The organism is Streptomyces sp. NPDC048111 (assembly GCF_043202815.1).
Taxonomy (GTDB): domain Bacteria; phylum Actinomycetota; class Actinomycetes; order Streptomycetales; family Streptomycetaceae; genus Streptomyces.
In genome coordinates this window covers 203088-220116 of sequence record NZ_JBIDBD010000005.1, presented here as the reverse complement: position 1 = coordinate 220116, position 17029 = coordinate 203088, and the positions used below count along the sequence as shown (strand labels likewise).

Genomic DNA, 17029 nt, shown 5'->3' with positions numbered 1-17029 from the left:
GTGACGGAAGGCACCACCTCCCCGGCCGCTGAGGGCGTCGACACCCTCTCCCGCCTGGAGCAGGAAGGGGAGATCGCCGCCGATTACCTCGAGGGCCTGCTCGACATCGCCGACCTCGACGGCGACATCGACATGGACGTCGAGGCCGACCGGGCCGCGGTCTCGATCATCAGTGACAGCGACCGTGACCTGCAGAAGCTCGTCGGCCGTGACGGCGAGGTGCTGGAGGCGCTCCAGGAGCTCACGCGCCTGGCCGTGCACCGCGAGACCGGCGACCGCAGCCGTCTGATGCTGGACATCGGCGGCTACCGGGCCAAGAAGCGCACGGAGCTCGCGGAGCTGGGCGCCAAGACGGCGGACGAGGTGAAGAGCACCGGTGCGCCGGTGAAGCTGGACCCGATGACGCCGTTCGAGCGCAAGGTCGTGCACGACGCCGTCGCCGCCGCGGGCCTGCGCAGCGAGTCGGAGGGCGAGGAGCCGCAGCGCTTCGTCGTCGTGCTGCCCGCCTGAGCGGTCATTTGCTTGGTCGGCCCCGTCTGTTCGCAGGCGGGGCCGATCTTTGTCAGCCTGATAGTCAGCCACCACTGTGCGGTAACGCTTAGGTAGGGAAGGACGGTCCCCGTGACGGAGGCAGAGGCAGCAGCGGAGCTTCCCCCGGCGCCCCAGGAGGCGCGGGAGGTCTTCGGGGAGTTCTTCCCCGAGGCCGTGCGGTATGCGGAGCTGCTCGCGGATGCGGGGGTCAAGCGAGGTCTGATCGGGCCCCGTGAGGTGCCGCGTCTGTGGGAGCGGCACCTGCTCAACTGCGCGGTGCTGTCCGAGGTCGTGCCGCAGGGGGTGACCGTGTGCGACGTCGGCTCGGGCGCGGGACTGCCCGGGATCCCGCTGGCGCTGGTGCGCCCGGACCTGAAGATCACCCTGCTCGAACCCCTGCTGCGGCGCACCAACTTCCTCCAGGAGGCCGTGGAGCTCCTGGGCCTCGACCATGTGACCGTCGTGCGCGGCCGGGCCGAGGAGATGCTGGGCAAGGTCACCCCGGTCCATGTGGTGACGGCCCGCGCGGTGGCTCCGCTGGACCGGCTGGCCGGCTGGGGTGTTCCGCTGCTGCGTCCCTACGGCGAGATGCTGGCGCTCAAGGGCGACACCGCCGAGGAGGAGATCGTCGGCGCGCGCGCCGCGCTGAGCAAGCTGGGCGTGGTGGAGACCACGGTGCTGCACGTCGGCGAGGGCGTGGTGGACCCGCTTTCCACGGTCGTACGGGTGGAGGTCGGCGAGAGCCCCGGCGGAGTGCGGTTCGCGGCCAAGCGGGCCAAGGCCGCACGGACGAGCCGGACCCGGCGTCGTCGCTGAAGCCGTGCCGCAAATGGGGCATTCAGTGATGAATGCTCCATAGAAGGCGGCATAGGTACGCATTTCGGAGTGTCGTAACGGACTCCGGGGAGCGCGGATGCATCGTGTTTCACGTGAAACGTCGCTCACTGCTGCATGGAATCATCAGCCGCGGCCGTGCGGCTTCCTCTCCGCGCGACCGTAAACCGTTTGCGGGGGGCCTTGCGTCCTCCGCGGGGGTTACGGAGTTGTCCACAGAGGTGGATTCATCCACAGAAGACCGGGCCTCGCTGGTTCACGACCCCGAAGACATGGGAGGCTCTGTTCACTGCGAGCCTGAAGTCGAGGAGAGTGAATCCGTGCGGTCCGACGCCAACATCGCGGGACCGATGACCGATCCGGTCCCCGGCCCCCGTACCGAATCGGCGGGGGAGGATGTTTCACGTGAAACGCCGCCCCCGATGGACGACACCCCCATCGGTCGTGCCGCCCAGCTGGCGGTGGAGGCTTTCGGCCGTGCCGGCGATGGCCTTCCCCGGCCCGACCAGACCCGGATCATGGTCGTGGCCAACCAGAAGGGCGGCGTAGGCAAGACCACCACCACGGTCAACCTGGCCGCTTCCCTGGCGCTGCACGGCGCCCGGGTCCTGGTGGTCGACCTCGACCCGCAGGGCAACGCCTCGACGGCACTGGGTATCGACCACCATGCCGAGGTCCCCTCCATCTACGACGTCCTGGTCGAGAGCAGACCGCTCTCGGAGGTCGTCCAGCCCGTCCCGGACGTCGAGGGCCTCTTCTGCGCCCCGGCCACGATCGATCTCGCCGGTGCGGAGATCGAGCTCGTGTCCCTCGTGGCCCGGGAGAGCCGGCTGCAGCGCGCCATCCAGGCGTACGAGCAGCCGCTGGACTACATCCTGATCGACTGCCCGCCCTCGCTCGGCCTGCTGACCGTCAACGCGCTGGTCGCGGGGGCCGAGGTGCTGATCCCGATCCAGTGCGAGTACTACGCGCTGGAGGGCCTGGGTCAGCTCCTGCGGAACGTCGATCTGGTGCGCGGCCACCTCAATCCGACACTCCATGTGTCGACGATCCTGCTCACCATGTACGACGGCAGGACCCGGCTCGCCTCCCAGGTGGCCGACGAGGTGCGCAGCCACTTCGGTAAGGAGGTGCTGCGGACCAGCATTCCGCGCTCGGTCCGCATTTCCGAGGCGCCGAGCTACGGGCAGACGGTGCTCACCTATGACCCGGGCTCCAGCGGCTCGCTGTCGTATCTCGAAGCTGCCCGCGAGATCGCCCTGCGCGGTGTCGGTATGCAGTACGACCCCACGCACGCGCATGTGGTCAGCCAGAACAACCAGCACAGCATGTCGGAGGGGATCCAGTGAGTGAGCGACGCAGGGGATTGGGGCGTGGGCTCGGTGCGCTGATCCCGTCAGCGGCACAGGAGAAGCCCGGTTCCGCCGTGGGGACGGCTTCCACGTCCCCGTCGTCGGTGCCCGTACTGACCGCGGAGCGGGGGGTGGCGGCCGCGAAGGTGACGACGCTGCCGTCTGCCTCCGTTCCACGTGAAACAACCCCGGCTCCCGAGCCGGAGGCCGTCACCCCGGAGCCGGTGGGACCGGCCGGTGCGTTCTTCGCCGAGCTGCCGATCGACTCGATCACGCCCAACCCGCGCCAGCCGCGTGAGGTGTTCGACGAGGACGCGCTGTCCGAACTCATCACCTCCATCAAGGAAGTCGGCCTTCTCCAGCCCGTTGTGGTCCGCCAGACGGGGCCCGAGCGCTACGAGCTCATCATGGGCGAACGGCGCTGGAGGTCCTGCCGGGAAGCCGGCCTGGAGCGGATTCCCGCGATCGTCCGGGAGACGGACGACGAGAAGCTCCTGCTCGACGCCCTGCTGGAGAACCTGCACCGGGCCCAGCTGAACCCGCTGGAAGAGGCCGCCGCCTACGACCAGTTGCTCAGGGACTTCAAGTGCACCCATGACCAGCTGGCCGACCGCATCGGCCGCTCCCGGCCGCAGGTCTCCAACACGCTGCGTCTGCTGCGCCTTTCGGCTCCCGTGCAGCGCAGGGTGGCCGCCGGCGTCCTCTCGGCGGGCCACGCCAGGGCTCTGCTCTCCGTGGAGGACACCGGGGAGCAGGACCGCCTCGCCCACCGCATCGTGGCGGAGGGCCTGTCGGTGCGGGCGGTCGAGGAGATCGTCAGTCTGATGGGCTCGGAGCCGCAGGCCGCTCCCAAGGCCAAGGGACCGCGTGCCGGCGCGCGCGTCGCACCCGCGCTCTCCGACCTGGCGCACCGCCTCTCGGACCGCTTCGACACCAGGGTGAAGGTCGACCTCGGGCAGAAGAAGGGGAAGATCGTCGTCGAGTTCGCCTCGATGGAGGATCTGGAGCGGATCCTCAGCACCCTCGCCCCGGGCGAGGGACGGGTCCTGGAGAAGGGTCTCGCCGAGGGCGGCTCGGCGGGCGGCTCGGAGGACGACGACAGCTGAGTCGTCCGGCACCGCGTGAGGGCGGCCCGCGATCCGGTACCCACCGGATCACGGGCCGCCCCTTGCATGCGCACGGTACCCCTGCGCGAAGCGGGTGGATACGATGCGTTCTGGTATGGCAGATCCACCTTGATCCATCCTTGAGGGAGGGCGGGGGCCATGCGATCGGTGAGCCGCACTCGACTGGTGACGGCGGGGCTCGGTCTCGGGGCGGTCGGCGGATTCGTCGGCAGCCTGCTACGGGAGCGGAGCGCGCTGTCGGCCGCGCGAGGTGCGGCAGGCGAGGGAAGTGAGGAACAGCCTCCATGGGGCGACGGCTCGTACCGCTCACGCTGGACAACCTTCCGGACCTCCCCAAGCGCTGCCGCGGCTGCGTCTTCTGGGAACTCGACCCGGTCAGCGGAGAGGCCGCGGTAAAGGCCGGCAGACCCGAGCTGGAGAAGGAGGCCTGGATCTCCGGCGTCCTGCTCGAGTGGGGCTCCTGCGGCCGGGTCGTCTATGTCGACGACATCCCGGTCGGCTATGTGCTGTACGCGCCCCCGGCCTACGTCCCGCGCTCCACCGCGTTTCCCACCAGCCCGCTGTCCGCCGATGCCGCCCAGCTCATGACCGCCTGGATCATGCCGGGCTACCAGGGCCAGGGGCTCGGGAGAGTACTGGTGCAGACGGTGGCCAAGGATCTGCTGCGCCGCAGCTTCAAGGCCATCGAGGCGTTCGGGGACGCGCGCTGGAAGGAGCCCGCCTGCGTGCTGCCGGCCGATCACCTGCTCGCGGTCGGGTTCAAGACCGTACGGCAGCATCCGAGATATCCGCGGATGCGGCTGGAGCTGCGCACCACGCTGTCTTGGAAGGAAGACGTCGAGCTGGCCCTGGACCGGTTGCTGGGCGCCGTTCAGAAGGAGCCCGCGCTGCGGCCTCTGTAGTGATGTTGCCCCGTGTGGTGGGGTGCCCCCTGTAGCGGGGCGGCATGGAAAACGGGCCCGTCCCCCATCAGGGGGCCGGGCCCGTTTCACGTGAAACAGCGAGCGCGTCCCAACGGCACGGGCCTTCGGAACGCGTCGCGGTAGCGCCTACTTCTCGGTGATGAAGCCGTCGAGGTCACGCAGCAGCGCGGCCTTCGGCTTGGCGCCGACGATCGTCTTGGCGACCTCGCCGCCCTGGTAGACGTTGAGCGTCGGGATCGACATCACGCCGTACTTGGCGGCCGTCGCCGGGTTCTGGTCGATGTTGAGCTTGACGATCTCGATCTGGTCGCCGTGCTCGGCGGCGATGGCCTCCAGCGACGGGGCGATCTGGCGGCACGGGCCGCACCACTCGGCCCAGAAGTCCACGAGGACGGGCTTGTCGCTCTTGAGAACGACCTCGTCGAAGTCGGCGTCGGTCACGTGCTTCAGGGTGCCGGCCACGGCAGTCTCCTAAGGGGTGTTGGGGGGAGGGGAAGCTGGATGGGGCGGATCAGACGGCGGCTTCGGCCTTCTCGCTGTCGGCGAGAGCGGCCAGGAAGCGCTCCGCGTCGAGGGCGGCGGAGCAGCCCGTACCGGCGGCCGTGATGGCCTGGCGGTAGGTGTGGTCCACGACGTCGCCGGCGCCGAAGACACCCGTCAGGTTGGTGCGGGTCGACGGGGCGTGGACCTTCAGGTAGCCCTCGTCGTCCAGGTCGAGCTGGCCCTTGAAGAGCTCCGTGCGCGGGTCGTGGCCCACGGCGATGAAGAGGCCCGTGACCGGCAGCTCGGAGGTCTCGCCGGTCTTGGTGTTGCGCAGCGTCAGACCGGAGAGCTTCTGGTCACCGTGGATCTCGGCGACCTCGCTCTCCCAGGCGAACTTGATCTTCTCGTCGGAGAAGGCGCGCTCCTGCATGGCCTTGGAGGCACGCAGGCTGTCGCGGCGGTGGACGATCGTGACCGACTTCGCGAAGCGCGACAGGAAGGTCGCCTCCTCCATCGCGGTGTCGCCGCCGCCGACCACGGCGATGTCCTGGTCCTTGAAGAAGAACCCGTCGCAGGTGGCGCACCACGAGACACCGCGGCCCGAGAGCTTGTCCTCGTTGGGCAGGCCCAGCTTGCGGTGCTGCGAGCCGGTGGTGACGATGACGGCCTTGGCGCGGTGCACGGTGCCCGCGGTGTCCGTGACGGTCTTGATGTCGCCGGTCAGGTCGACCGCGACGACGTCGTCCGGCACCAGCTCGGCGCCGAAGCGCTCGGCCTGGCCGCGCATGTTGTCCATGAGCTCCGGGCCCATGATGCCGTCCTGGAAGCCCGGGAAGTTCTCCACCTCGGTGGTGTTCATGAGCGCACCGCCGGCGGTGACGGCGCCCTCGAACACCAGCGGCTTCAGCGACGCACGTGCGGTGTACAGCGCGGCCGTGTATCCGGCCGGCCCCGAGCCAATGATGATCACGTTACGGACGTCGCTCACGGGTTTCTTCCTCGTCTCTGCGGACTGCCTACTGCCTGTCGGGGCCCCGGTCCAGGACTCTCACCCCACCCAACGGATCCTACGGGGGTTGCATTCCCGAGCCGGACGGCAGCACGCGAACCGTGGCCCGCGCTGTCCCTCAGCCGCGCGGGTAGGAGTGCGTCAGCAGAAGCTTGCCGGGGGCCGCGAAACCGGCGTTCTCGCAGGCCGCGTCGACGATGTAGGCCTTCACGTGCGTGGCGTCCGCTTCGTCGGGCAGCACGACGAGATACACCCTGGTGCCCTCGTAGGTGCCCTGCTCGGCCGCCAGCGGCTGCTGCGCGCCGTGTCCGGTCCCGGCCTGTACACAGGCCGGGATGCTGGGCGCGGAGCGCAGGCTGTCCGAGGGGTTCTCGTTGGCGGGGGCGTTCTTGGTGGACGGCGCGATCTGTGCCGAGGGCGCCTTCCCCGGGTTCTGCCCGCCGTGCTGCGCCAGCAGTGACTGGACCTGGCCCTCAAGCGTGCCCGAGGAGTACACGGTGCCACCGGACGAGGCCGCCTGGGACGAGGCAGGGCGGGCCTGGGGCGTGGAGGAAGGGGACTGGAGGTTCTGCACGAAGAAGATTCCGGCCCCGATGGCGGCGGCGCCGATCACCGCGCTGAGCACGGCCGTCCGCCGGCGGCGCGCCCGTGCGGCCCGTCCGGGGCCCGTCGCGGCACGGGCATGGCCGGTCGGACGATCGGAGGCAGGAGACAGGGAGTCCGCGGCCTTCGCTCCGAGACCTTCAGCCCCATCGGGCGCCGTTGGCTGATCCGACTCGTCGGCGTGGCTGCCTGGCACGGCGGCGGCCTTGCCGGATGCCCCGCTCTCCGCGCCCGGTGTTTCACGTGAAACATGCGTCGTTCCACGCTCCGTTTCACGCGGGCTGTCGCCGGGAGCGGTGGCGTTCAGAAGCGCTTCGGCGGCGAGCGCCGCGTCGATGCGGCCCGCCACGTCGGCAGGCATGCGCTGGGGGCCGGGCAGAGTGCCGAGAAGATCGCGGATCTCTTCGAGCGAGGCCTGGACATCGGCGCACAGGGCGCAGCCCTGAAGGTGCCGACGGAGGTCGGCCGAGCGGGTCGGGGGCAGCAGGCCCTCGGTGAGATCCGAGATCTCCGAGACGTCCGGGTGTTGTGTCGTACCGGTCGTGGATGTCACGCGCGCCCACCTCCGCCCTTCACGGCAGCCGAATCGCTCGGTCCTGCGCTGTTCGTTCCCGACTCCGGTGGGACGGATGTCCCCGGCGTCCGGTTCCTTCCCCCACCGGACTCACCGTTACCCCCCGTATCGGCGCGCAGATGAGTGAGCAGAGGCAACAGCCGTGCCCGGCCCCGTGCGCAGCGGCTCTTCACCGTGCCGGTCGGGACGTCGAGCACCGCTGCGGCCTCGGCCACGGGGTAGCCCTGCATGTCGACGAGGACGAGCGCGGCGCGCTGGTCGGGCGGGAGCGTCCCCAGGGCCTCGATGAGCTGACGGTGCAGATCCTGGCGCTCGGCCGGCGCCTCGGCCGACTCGTGGGGCTCCAAGAGCTGCTCGAGGCGCTCGGTGTCGTCGACCGGGGACGTTTTGCGGGAGGCGGCCTTGCGGGCGCGGTCGAGGCAGGCGTTCACCGTGATGCGGTGCAGCCAGGTGGTGACGGCCGACTGGCCGCGGAAGGTGTGGGCGGCCCGGTAGGCGGAGACGAGGGCGTCCTGAACGGCGTCAGCGGCTTCCTCACGGTCCCCCAGAGTGCGCAGCGCCACCGCCCACAGCCGGTCGCGGTGGCGCCGTACGAGTTCACCGAAGGCGTCGGGGTCTCCGTCGACATGGCGTGACAGGAGGTCCTGGTCGCTGGTCTCGCCCAGTGTGGCCTCGTCCAACGGTGAGCCTCCCCCTGCCGTTTCGGTCAGCCGGCGAACTTCACGTCGGTGATGGCCTGCTTGTAGCCCGGGCCGCTGTAGTCCTCCTGAGGCGCCTTGGGCATGGCCGTCATCCAGACCAGTACGTACCGGGACGAGACGGGAGCGCTCGCCTTCAGATCCGCCTGGGTGCCGGACGTCTGAGACGTGGCGATCTTCTTCATCCCACCGACCGTCCCCGACGGGGAGAGCGAGTCGGCGGCGTACAGCGTGATCGTGGTGTGGTCGCCGGGGTAGCGCAACAGTATCGACGCCGTGGAGATGTTCTTGGCCGATCCCAGGTCGTACACGATGCCCACACCCGTCTTCACCGACGGCACCAGATCGGGGCCGTCGTCGAAGCGCTTGGTGCGCCAGTACGTCTTGCTGTTGCCGTCGTACGTCTTGCTCACGTCGTCGGCCGCCTGCGGCGAACCGTCCGGCGCGAACTCCCGCGCGTCCTGGATCTTGATCGGCAGGGGAGCCTTCGGCTTGTCGCCTTCGTCCTGGTCGGTGGTGCGGGTGTTGCCGGTCTCGTTCGAGCTGCCCTGGTCGTGGTGGAGCAGGGTGTCGGCGAGCTGCCAGCTGCCGAGGCCGAGCGCCGCGATCAGGAGGGCGGAGACGGCCCACTTCAGGGCCTTGCCGGTGCGCCCCTGGAGCGGCGGCGGAGGGGGCACCACGGGCTGGCTGACGGCCGGGCCCGGGCCCGCGGCCGGACGCCCGTACGTCCCCTGCTGGTAGGTCGTGCGCTGGTACTCGGGCGGCGCGGTGAAGGCCGGCTCCGGCGGGCGGATGCGCGGCATCTCCCCGATGGCCTTGACCAGCTCGTCCGGGGTGGTGCACGGCGGTTCCTGGCGGGACGCGGTGGCCCCGTCGTTGACCAGCGCCCGCATGGCGAGCTCCGACAGACCGCGGTGCACACCGGCCCGTACCTGGTCGGGTGCGATCAGGCCGACGCCCTTGGGCAGGCCGTGCAGCCCGTAGGCGTCGCTCTCGTACGGCCACCGCTGGGTGAGCACGGCGTACAGGAGGGCGCCGATGGCCTCGGTGTCGGCGCGCTGCGGGGTGTCGGAGCTGATGCCGCGCAGCGCGGCGGCCACCGCGAGCCCGCGGATGCGGTACTGCCCGGTGGAGGTCCGCAGCACCGCGCTGGGGGTCAGCCTGAGGTGGGCCAGGCCCTCGCGATGGGCGGCGGCCATGGCCTGCGAGATCTGCGTGACCATCTGGTAGGCGTCGTGCGCCTCCAGCGGGCCGAGCGCGAGCAGCGCGGTGAGCTCGGTGGCGTCCGGCAGCCACTCGTGGACGACGTAGACGAGGTCGTTCTCCTCGACGGCGTCCAGGACTTGCACGAAGCGCGGGTCGCCGAGCAGGGCGGAGGAGCGGGCGGCGGCCAGCACGGAGCGCGCCCGCGGGTGATCGGCGGGCAGCAGGTGGACGCCGACCGCCCGGCGGAGCTTCTCGTCGACGGCACGCCAGCTGCTGAAACCGTCCAGACGGGTGACGCACTCCTCAAGGCGGTAGCGTCTGGCCAGCTTGTGGCCGCTGTGCAGTTCGGGCGTCACGATGGACGGCTCCGTGGCCCTGCGCTCGCCGTCGCCGCCGTTCGAACTCTGCTCCGCCGCGTCTGCCGTGTCGATGGACTCCGTCACCCCGTCGGTCGTCGCCTGGTCCGCCTTGGCGGCCAGCGGGCTGTCGCCGCTGTTGTCGGCCACGTCGACGGCAGCCGTGCTACGTTCCGCCACCGTCGCTCCTGCCTCCCCATCCGTTGCGTGCTGTGGGCCAGCCATGCAAAGTCACGCCAATTGTGCCCACAGTCCAGCACTATGCACGACACGCGGTGGCCGGTGATGGTTGTGCGGGGGCTCCGGCCTCAGCGGCCGAGCCGCCCGCGCACCATTCCGACCATCGCGTTCAGTTCTTCGATGCGCATCCGCTTGGCCGCGACGAAGAAGACCCCGAGCAGCGCGGCACCGCCGACGACCAGTGCCACGACTGATCCTCCCGCACCCTCGCCCAGGAACTTCAGCAGGGCGAAACCGATGGCGCCGCCCACGACCGCGGCCGGAACCGCTGCCAGGCACAGCCGGGCGTACGTACGCAGCACGTGCGCGCCGTCCAGGTCGCCGCCCAGCCGGTTGCGCAGCCGCCGCCAGGCCACGCCGACGCCGACGGCGTAGGCGAGGCCGTACGCGGCGGCCATGCCGACGACCGCCCATCGGGCGGGCAGCACTACGTAGCAGACGGCGGAGACCGCCGCGTTGACGGCGGCCACGATGACCGTGTTGTAGAACGGCGTGCGGGTGTCTTCGTACGCGTAGAAGCCGCGCAGCACGACGTACTGCACGGAGTACGGGATCAGGCCGAGCGCGAAGGCCATGAGGATGAAGCCCATGGACTGCGCGGCCTGGAGGCCGCTCGACGCGTACAGCAGGGTGCACATCGGGACGCCGAGCGCGAGGAACGCGAAGGCCACCGGCACGATGGCGACCGCCGAGTTGCGCAGGCCCTGGGAGATGTCGTCGCGGACCGCGCCCGGGTCGTTGTCGTGGGCGGCGCGCGAGATGCGCGGCAGCAGCGCGGCCATGACCGAGACGGTGATGATGGCCTGCGGCATGCCCCAGATCAGCTGGGCGTTGGAGTAGGCGAGGAAGCCCGCCCCGGAGCGTCCGGACTCCTTGCCCGCCGCCGTGGCGAGCCGGGTCACGACGATGACGCCGGCCTGGTTGGCCAGGACGAACATGACGGTCCACTTGGCCAGCTTGACGGTCTTGCCGAGGCCGTGGCCCTTCCAGTCGAAGCGCGGCCGGAAGCGGAAGCCCGTCTCGCGCAGGTAGGGCAGCATCGCCAGGGCCTGCACGACCAGGCCGAGCAGGGTGCCGATGCCGAGGAGCCTGACGCCGTCGTGCGGAATCGTCTGGACGCCCATGTGGGACTCGGCGGAGGTGCCGTAGACCCAGATGAACAGGCCGAACGTGCAGATCATCACGATGTTGTTGAGGACCGGGGTCCACATCATCGCGCCGAACTTGCCGCGTGCGTTCAGGATCTGGCCCATCACCACGTGCACGCCCATGAAGAAGATCGTGGGCAGGCAGTAGCGGGCGAACGTGACGGCCACGCTGTTGGCGGCCGCGTCGTTGCCGATGGTGGGCGACATCAGCTGGATCAGCAGCGGAGCGCCGATGACGGCGAGCGCGACGATGGTGCCGAGCGCGACCATGACGAGCGTCAGGAGGCGGTTGGCGTAGGCCTCGCCGCCGTCCTCGTCGTCCTTCATGGAGCGCACCAGCTGCGGTACGAAGACCGAGTTCAGGCCGCCGCCGACGGTGAGGATGTAGATCATCGTCGGCAGGGTGAGCGCGATGGTGAAGGTGTCGCCGAGCAGCGCCGCACCGAGCGCCGCGGTGATCACGAGGCTGCGGACGAAGCCGGTGAGACGCGAGACCAGGGTACCCGCGGCCATGATGGCGCTGGACTTCATGAGGCTGGAGGCGCGGCCGGCCGGCTTGCGGACCGGCGCGGGGACCGGCTCCGGCGCGGCGGGGGCCGGGGGCTGGCCCGCCTGCTGCTGGTCCCGGTAGAGGTGTGCGAACGCGTCCTGCTCGGGCACCTCGTCACCCGCCTGGGTGACGAGGTCGTCGAGACCCACGAACTGCGTGGTCCGCGCGTCGTCGCCGTAGGGCAGGTGGCGCGAGGGGCCCTCGGGTTCCGGCGGCGGTGTCTGCGCCCAGATCCGAGGATCGGGGGCGTACTGCTGGGCCGCGGGCTGCTGGTAGAGCGGCGCCGGCTCGGCATAGGTGCCGGGGGGCGGCGGCGGGTGTGCCGCGCGGTCGTAGAGCGCCTCGGTCACCGGGTCCTGGGCGGAGAGGTCCTGCGACCGGTACGGGTCGTAGGCGTAGGCGTCCTGGACGTACGGGTCGGGCGCTGACTGCGGTGGCGGGATCTGGCCCGGCTGGGCGGGAGCCGGGGGCATGTCCCCGGAGGGCGCGGCACCGCTGCCACTGCCCTGCCCACGGTCACCGTCGTACGGCGCGTTCATGGTTACCCCACCTCATCGTCCCCGGCCGACCGGCCACGACATAGCTCAATGGTCCACTTTCTCACCCGGGCCGGGTGTGGCCCCGCTTTCCGGACCGGTGTCCGGTGTCGGGTCACTCGGCTGCCCGGGATCGGTGTCCGCCGAACCATTGGACGTGCCCGGACCGTCACCGTCCTCGGGCACCTCGTCGCGGGCCGTGGCGCGCTTGCGGTGGGTGTACATCCGGATGCCGGCGAGCACCAGGAGCAGGACGCCGCCAGCGATGACCAGCATCACCGTCGACGTGATCTCGGAGACCTGGACGGTGAACTCCATCGGCTCACCGTACGGCGTGCCGTCCTCGGTGTAGAGCCGCGCGGTCACCGGCACCGGGCCGTTGGCGTTGGCCGTGGCGGTGAACTTGACCGACTGGCTGCGGTCGCCGTCCACCTTCACGGGCTGCTCGCCGATCGCGGCCCCGTCCTCGCCCAGCTGGAGGCGGGTGGGACTCTTCGGCTGGATCCTCAGCACCAGGTGGTCGACGCCCTGTACCAGCTTGTTCTGCACGGTGACGGCGATGGTCGCGCTGCGGCCCGACATGGTCGCGGTCGACTTCTGGATGAGGTGGACCTGGTCGGCCAGGCCGTTCAGATACAGCTGCACGCCGGAGCGGTAGTTCTGCGCGCCGCCCGAGTTGCCGCGCCAGGACGTCGACATCTCCCGGTTGATCGCGTTGCCGAACGGCGTGACCACCCGGTCCGAGGCGGTCAGGATGACCTTGAAGCGCTCCAGGGTGCCCTGGGTGTTCTTCATGTCCTGGAAGGCGTTGAGCGGCAGTTCCTGCTGGCGCAGCGCGTCGGGGTACGCGCCGGGGCCCGGCACCCGCGTGGTGGCGAGCGGGTCGGGCTTGGCGGTGGCGGCCGCGGTGAGGTCGACCAGCGGCTGGGTCCAGCGCTGCGGGTCGAGGGCGTGCAGGGCGGCGGCCATCGACTGTGCCTGGCTGACGGTCGGCATCCGCTGGGGGGCGACCACGACGGAGCGCTGCTTGTCGGCGTCCTGAAGGGTGATCGCGAGGGTCTGCGCGAGGAACTGCTGCACCGCGAGGGTCGACGTGTTCGCCATCGACATGTCGCCCTGGAAGGCGGTGGAGAGCCGGGCGTCGGCGACCAGGGCGTTGGCTCCTGCGCCGATGGGCCTGGCCGCGGTGGGCGTGTACGACAGGGCGGTGTCGCGCAGGCTGTCGCTGCGTGCGATCACGTTGTGCGCGCCGGCCGAGGTGGCCACGTCGACGATCGAGGGGTCGACGGCGCCGTCCACGGGCCAGGAGTAGTCGACCGTCGGGGTCACGTGCAGGATCGTGTCGATGGTCTTCTGCGCGACCTCGGTGGCCGTCTGCAGATGGCCGAGCGAGCCGGGGACGTCCCGCCCGTGGTGGGCGAGCGAGGCCAGGTCGGGGTCGGCGAACGGCAGCGCGACGACCTTCTCTCCCTGCACCGCGGCTTCCAGCGCGCTCAGCCACGCCTTGGCGAGGTCCTGGCCGGTGCCGTTGACCAGGGTGTCGCCGTCCTTGACCTTGTAGTTGCGGGTCATGGCGTCGACGGTCGCCAGCAGGTCCGGATCGATCACCCAGGTCACCGGCAGCTGCTTGCCGAGCGAAACCATCTGCTCCAGCCTGCCGCCCGGGCCGATGTCCCTGGCCAGGGAGTCGTCCGCGAACACCGGCGTCTGCTGGGCGTCCGAGCCCGTCTGCGCCGTCAGATGGGACGTGGAGATCAGCGGCCACAGGAAGGTGAGCTGGCTCTTCTTGCCCTCGACGGCGTCCGGCTGCCACGGCAGCAGCGTGTGCTGGATGCCCAGCACCTGGTCGTACCGCTGGTGCCCGGTCTGGCCCGAGAGGGCCACACCGAGCTGGTACACCCCGTCGTCGCCCAGGCCGAGCTTGGCGACGGGCACGGAGAGCGTGAACTCCTGGCTGATCCCCGTGTCCAGCTTGGCGAAGGTCACCGTGGGACCGTCGCTGATCTCGGCGCCGTCATTGCCGGACGGGGAGTCGCTGTGGTTGACCGCCTCGTCGATCGCCGAGCGCCCGGACAGCTTCTGTCCCATCCGGATGCCGACATGTGCGCCGGTGACGGCCTGCTTGCCCTTGTTGGTCACCGTCCCGGAGATCGTCAGCGTGTCGCTCTTGACGGGAGCCTTGGGGGCCATCGAGTCGAGGGACACCTGGACGCTCTGGCCGCTCACCGCGTCCTCGGCCGCGTGCGCCGCGGGGGCGGCCGTGGCGGACAGCAGGCCCGCGAACAGAGGGGCGCCGACGAGCAGGGCCGCCGTGCGCCGGAACCACCGGCGGGCAGGAGAGGGAGTCATCCCCTGGGAATCTGCCGCCTCGGCCACGCGCTCGCCCGTCCCTCGCTGTCGTCGCTGTCGGTTGCTGCGTCCACGCATGGTAACGAGGCGGACTGTGGCGAAGTGCCGCGGACTGCTCCACATGATCGGAAGAGTGCCGTACCGACGGCCGGGCCCATTCACCGGGTCCCGCCTTGAACTGTGACGACCCGGTCGGCCGGGCCACGTACCCTTTTCTGTTGTGCCGAACGCCAATGAAGACAATCCCAGTGCACTGAGCCAGGTGCAGCGCCGCGCGGTGAGCGAACTGCTGCGGGTGTCCCCCGTCGCGGACGACCTCGCCCTTCGATTCGAGGACGCGGGGTTCTCGCTGGCCCTCGTCGGCGGCTCGGTCCGGGACGCTCTGCTGGGGCGGCTCGGCAACGACCTGGACTTCACCACGGACGCCCGTCCCGAGGACGTCCTGAAGATCGTGCGGCCCTGGGCCGACGCGGTCTGGGAGGTCGGGATCGCCTTCGGTACGGTCGGCTGCCAGAAGGACGGCTACCAGATCGAGGTCACGACCTACCGCTGCGAGGCCTACGACCGCACCTCCCGCAAGCCCGAGGTGTCCTACGGCGACTCCATCGAGGAAGACCTCGTCCGGCGTGACTTCACCGTCAACGCCATGGCGGTGGCCCTGCCCCGCAAGGACTTCATCGACCCGCACGGCGGTCTCGAGGACCTCGCCGCCCGGGTGCTGCGCACCCCGGGCACGCCCGAGGAGTCCTTCTCCGACGACCCGCTGCGGATGATGCGCGCCGCGCGCTTCGCCGCCCAGCTGGACTTCGAGGTCGCTCCCGAGGTCGTCTCCGCCATGACGGACATGTCGGGCCGGATCGAGATCGTCTCCGCGGAGCGCGTCCGGGACGAGCTGAACAAGCTGCTGATCTCCGCGCACCCGAAGAGCGGGCTGCGGCTCCTCGTGGAGACGGGGCTGGCCGAACACGTCCTGCCCGAGCTGCCGGCCCTGCGTCTGGAGAGTGACGAACACCACCGCCACAAGGACGTCTACGAGCACTCGCTGACCGTTCTGGACCAGGCGATCGACCTGGAGCAGGACGGGCCCGACCTGGTGCTGAGGCTCGCGGCGCTGCTGCACGACATCGGCAAGCCGAGGACGCGGCGCTTCGAGGAGGACGGGCGGGTCTCCTTCCACCACCACGAGGTGGTCGGCGCGAAGATGACCAAGAAGCGGATGACCGCCCTGAAGTACTCGAACGAGATGGTCAAGGACGTCTCGAAGCTGGTGGAACTGCATCTGCGCTTCCACGGGTACGGCACCGGGGAGTGGACCGACTCGGCGGTGCGCCGGTACGTCCGCGATGCGGGCCCGCTCCTGGAGCGGCTGCACAAGCTGACCCGCTCGGACTGCACCACACGCAACAAGCGCAAGGCGAACGCACTGTCGCGGGCCTACGACGGCCTGGAGGAGCGGATCGCGGAGCTGCAGCAGCAGGAGGAGCTCGACTCGATCCGGCCCGACCTCGACGGCAACCAGATCATGGAGATCCTGGGGATCGGCCCGGGGCCGGCCATCGGTCAGGCGTACAAGCACCTGCTGGAGCTGCGCCTGGAGAACGGCCCCATGGATCACGACGCGGCGGTCGCGGCACTCAAGGAGTGGTGGGCGGCGCAGAGCTGACGCCATGTTTCACGTGAAACACGGCGGACGGACGCGGACATGAAGCGGGGGCGGTGTTTGACGGGTAAAACCCCCCCCCCAGGCCTGGGGTTAAGTGCCGGCGCCCCCGCCCAGCGTGGAGGGGTTGGCCGTGGCGGGCCAGGTGTAGGGGGGCGTGGCGTTGGGGTTGGTGGGGGGCTGGTCTTTCTTGTCTCCTGGGGCGGGGGGGGGCGCGCGCCCGCCCCCCCCCCCGCCGCCCCGGCCCCCCCCCCCCCCCCCCCCCCCCCCCCCCCCGCTTCCGTGGCGTTACTTCACGTCGCCCAGGCAGAGCGTGAAGGAGTTGCCCTTCTCGTCCCAGGTGAAGGCGGCCGTGGTGCCCGTGACGTTCTGGCAGGTCAGCTGCGGAACACTGGCGCCGGGGCTCTTCTTGAGCACCTTGTTGGTGGCCTTGGAGTCTGTGCAGTCCACCTGCTGGATGTCGGGCTTGTCGTCGGTGCCCTTGTTGTAGAGGCAGTCGCCCACGGCCAGCTTCTTGGCGTCCTCGCTGTCGTGGTTGAAGTACCAGGCGCCGGCTATGACGACCAGGCCGACGACGATGCCGATGGCCTTGATCACCTTCTTGCCGCTGTTGCGGGTGGGGGTGCCCTGCGGGGCCATGGGGACGCCCTGGTAGGGCGCGCCCTGCGCGGGGAAGCCGGGCTGACCGGGCTGTCCGGGCTGTCCGTACGGGGCGTTCGGGTTCTGGGCGTACGGGTTCTGGCCCTGGGGCGGCGTGGTCACGGAGTGGGTCCCCCTAAAAAGATGGCGATGTATGACGCCCGTAAGTTAGCGGGCGCCTACGACAACGCCGACACCGCAGGCCACTCTG

The 17029-nt window shown here is 70.3% G+C and carries 14 protein-coding genes; 6 read left to right on the top strand and 8 right to left on the bottom strand.

The genetic code is table 11. The features are described 5' to 3' along the window. The 5 genes from ACGF3I_RS12635 (at nt 1) to ACGF3I_RS12615 (ending at nt 4746) form a co-directional block, all read left to right on the top strand. Entirely contained in the window at nt 1–510 is a 510-nt protein-coding gene (locus tag ACGF3I_RS12635; protein WP_393131020.1) for a protein jag, read from the top strand. Between the two features lie 111 nt (nt 511–621). Further along, nucleotides 622–1347, top strand: coding sequence for a 16S rRNA (guanine(527)-N(7))-methyltransferase RsmG (rsmG, locus tag ACGF3I_RS12630; RefSeq protein ID WP_393131018.1), 726 nt, complete (start codon nt 622–624; stop codon nt 1345–1347). Nucleotides 1348–1637: 290 nt separating this feature from the next. Then, nucleotides 1638–2714: a ParA family protein gene (locus ACGF3I_RS12625; protein WP_393131016.1), complete on the top strand. Its 1077-nt coding sequence runs from the start codon at nt 1638–1640 to the stop codon at nt 2712–2714. Beyond that, the gene (locus ACGF3I_RS12620) at nt 2711–3823 is read left to right on the top strand and encodes a ParB/RepB/Spo0J family partition protein (protein ID WP_393131014.1); all 1113 of its coding nucleotides are present in this window, start codon (nt 2711–2713) and stop codon (nt 3821–3823) included. Before ACGF3I_RS12625 ends, ACGF3I_RS12620 begins: the two co-directional genes overlap by 4 nt. A 305-nt stretch (nt 3824–4128) precedes the next feature. Beyond that, entirely contained in the window at nt 4129–4746 is a 618-nt protein-coding gene (locus ACGF3I_RS12615) for a GNAT family N-acetyltransferase (protein WP_393131012.1), read from the top strand. 147 nt (nt 4747–4893) lie between these two features. On the opposite strand, the gene trxA is transcribed toward ACGF3I_RS12615, so the two are convergent. The 7 genes from trxA to ACGF3I_RS12580 form a co-directional block, all read right to left on the bottom strand. Continuing rightward, entirely contained in the window at nt 4894–5229 is a 336-nt protein-coding gene (gene trxA, locus ACGF3I_RS12610) for a thioredoxin (RefSeq protein ID WP_393131010.1), read from the bottom strand. A 49-nt stretch (nt 5230–5278) separates the two neighbouring features. Further along, nucleotides 5279–6238, bottom strand: coding sequence for a thioredoxin-disulfide reductase (gene trxB, locus ACGF3I_RS12605; protein WP_393131008.1), 960 nt, complete (start codon nt 6236–6238; stop codon nt 5279–5281). 139 nt (nt 6239–6377) lie between these two features. Further along, nucleotides 6378–7415 (bottom strand): hypothetical protein, encoded by a 1038-nt coding sequence (locus tag ACGF3I_RS12600; protein ID WP_393131006.1) that lies wholly within the window; start codon nt 7413–7415, stop codon nt 6378–6380. After that, the gene (gene sigM, locus ACGF3I_RS12595; RefSeq protein WP_393131004.1) at nt 7412–8116 is read right to left on the bottom strand and encodes an RNA polymerase sigma factor SigM; all 705 of its coding nucleotides are present in this window, start codon (nt 8114–8116) and stop codon (nt 7412–7414) included. The genes ACGF3I_RS12600 and sigM overlap by 4 nt, the downstream gene beginning before the upstream one ends. A gap of 26 nt (nt 8117–8142) precedes the next feature. After that, entirely contained in the window at nt 8143–9876 is a 1734-nt protein-coding gene (locus ACGF3I_RS12590) for a protein kinase family protein (protein WP_393131002.1), read from the bottom strand. A 128-nt stretch (nt 9877–10004) separates the two neighbouring features. After that, the gene (gene murJ / locus ACGF3I_RS12585) at nt 10005–12173 is read right to left on the bottom strand and encodes a murein biosynthesis integral membrane protein MurJ (protein ID WP_393131000.1); all 2169 of its coding nucleotides are present in this window, start codon (nt 12171–12173) and stop codon (nt 10005–10007) included. Between the two features lie 45 nt (nt 12174–12218). Next, a complete protein-coding gene (locus tag ACGF3I_RS12580) occupies nt 12219–14546 on the bottom strand; it encodes a DUF6049 family protein (protein WP_393130998.1) in 2328 nt (775 codons plus the stop codon). Nucleotides 14547–14739: 193 nt separating this feature from the next. Here ACGF3I_RS12580 and ACGF3I_RS12575 point away from each other — a divergent pair, with 193 nt between their 5' ends. Continuing rightward, nucleotides 14740–16182 (top strand): CCA tRNA nucleotidyltransferase, encoded by a 1443-nt coding sequence (locus ACGF3I_RS12575; protein ID WP_393130996.1) that lies wholly within the window; start codon nt 14740–14742, stop codon nt 16180–16182. A gap of 285 nt (nt 16183–16467) precedes the next feature. Here ACGF3I_RS12575 and ACGF3I_RS12570 read toward each other — a convergent pair whose 3' ends face one another. Further along, entirely contained in the window at nt 16468–16941 is a 474-nt protein-coding gene (locus tag ACGF3I_RS12570; RefSeq protein ID WP_393130994.1) for a hypothetical protein, read from the bottom strand. Nucleotides 16942–17029: the final 88 nt, after the last annotated feature.

Bases quoted from the DNA above. Each gene is read 5' to 3' on its own strand.
- ACGF3I_RS12625 (WP_393131016.1), top strand. From the start codon at position 1,638: ATGGGAGGCTCTGTTCACTGCGAGCCTGAAGTCGAGGAGAGTGAATCC.
- ACGF3I_RS12615 (WP_393131012.1), top strand. From the start codon at position 4,129: ATGGGGCGACGGCTCGTACCGCTCACGCTGGACAACCTTCCGGACCTC.
- murJ (WP_393131000.1), bottom strand. From the start codon at position 12,173: ATGAACGCGCCGTACGACGGTGACCGTGGGCAGGGCAGTGGCAGCGGT.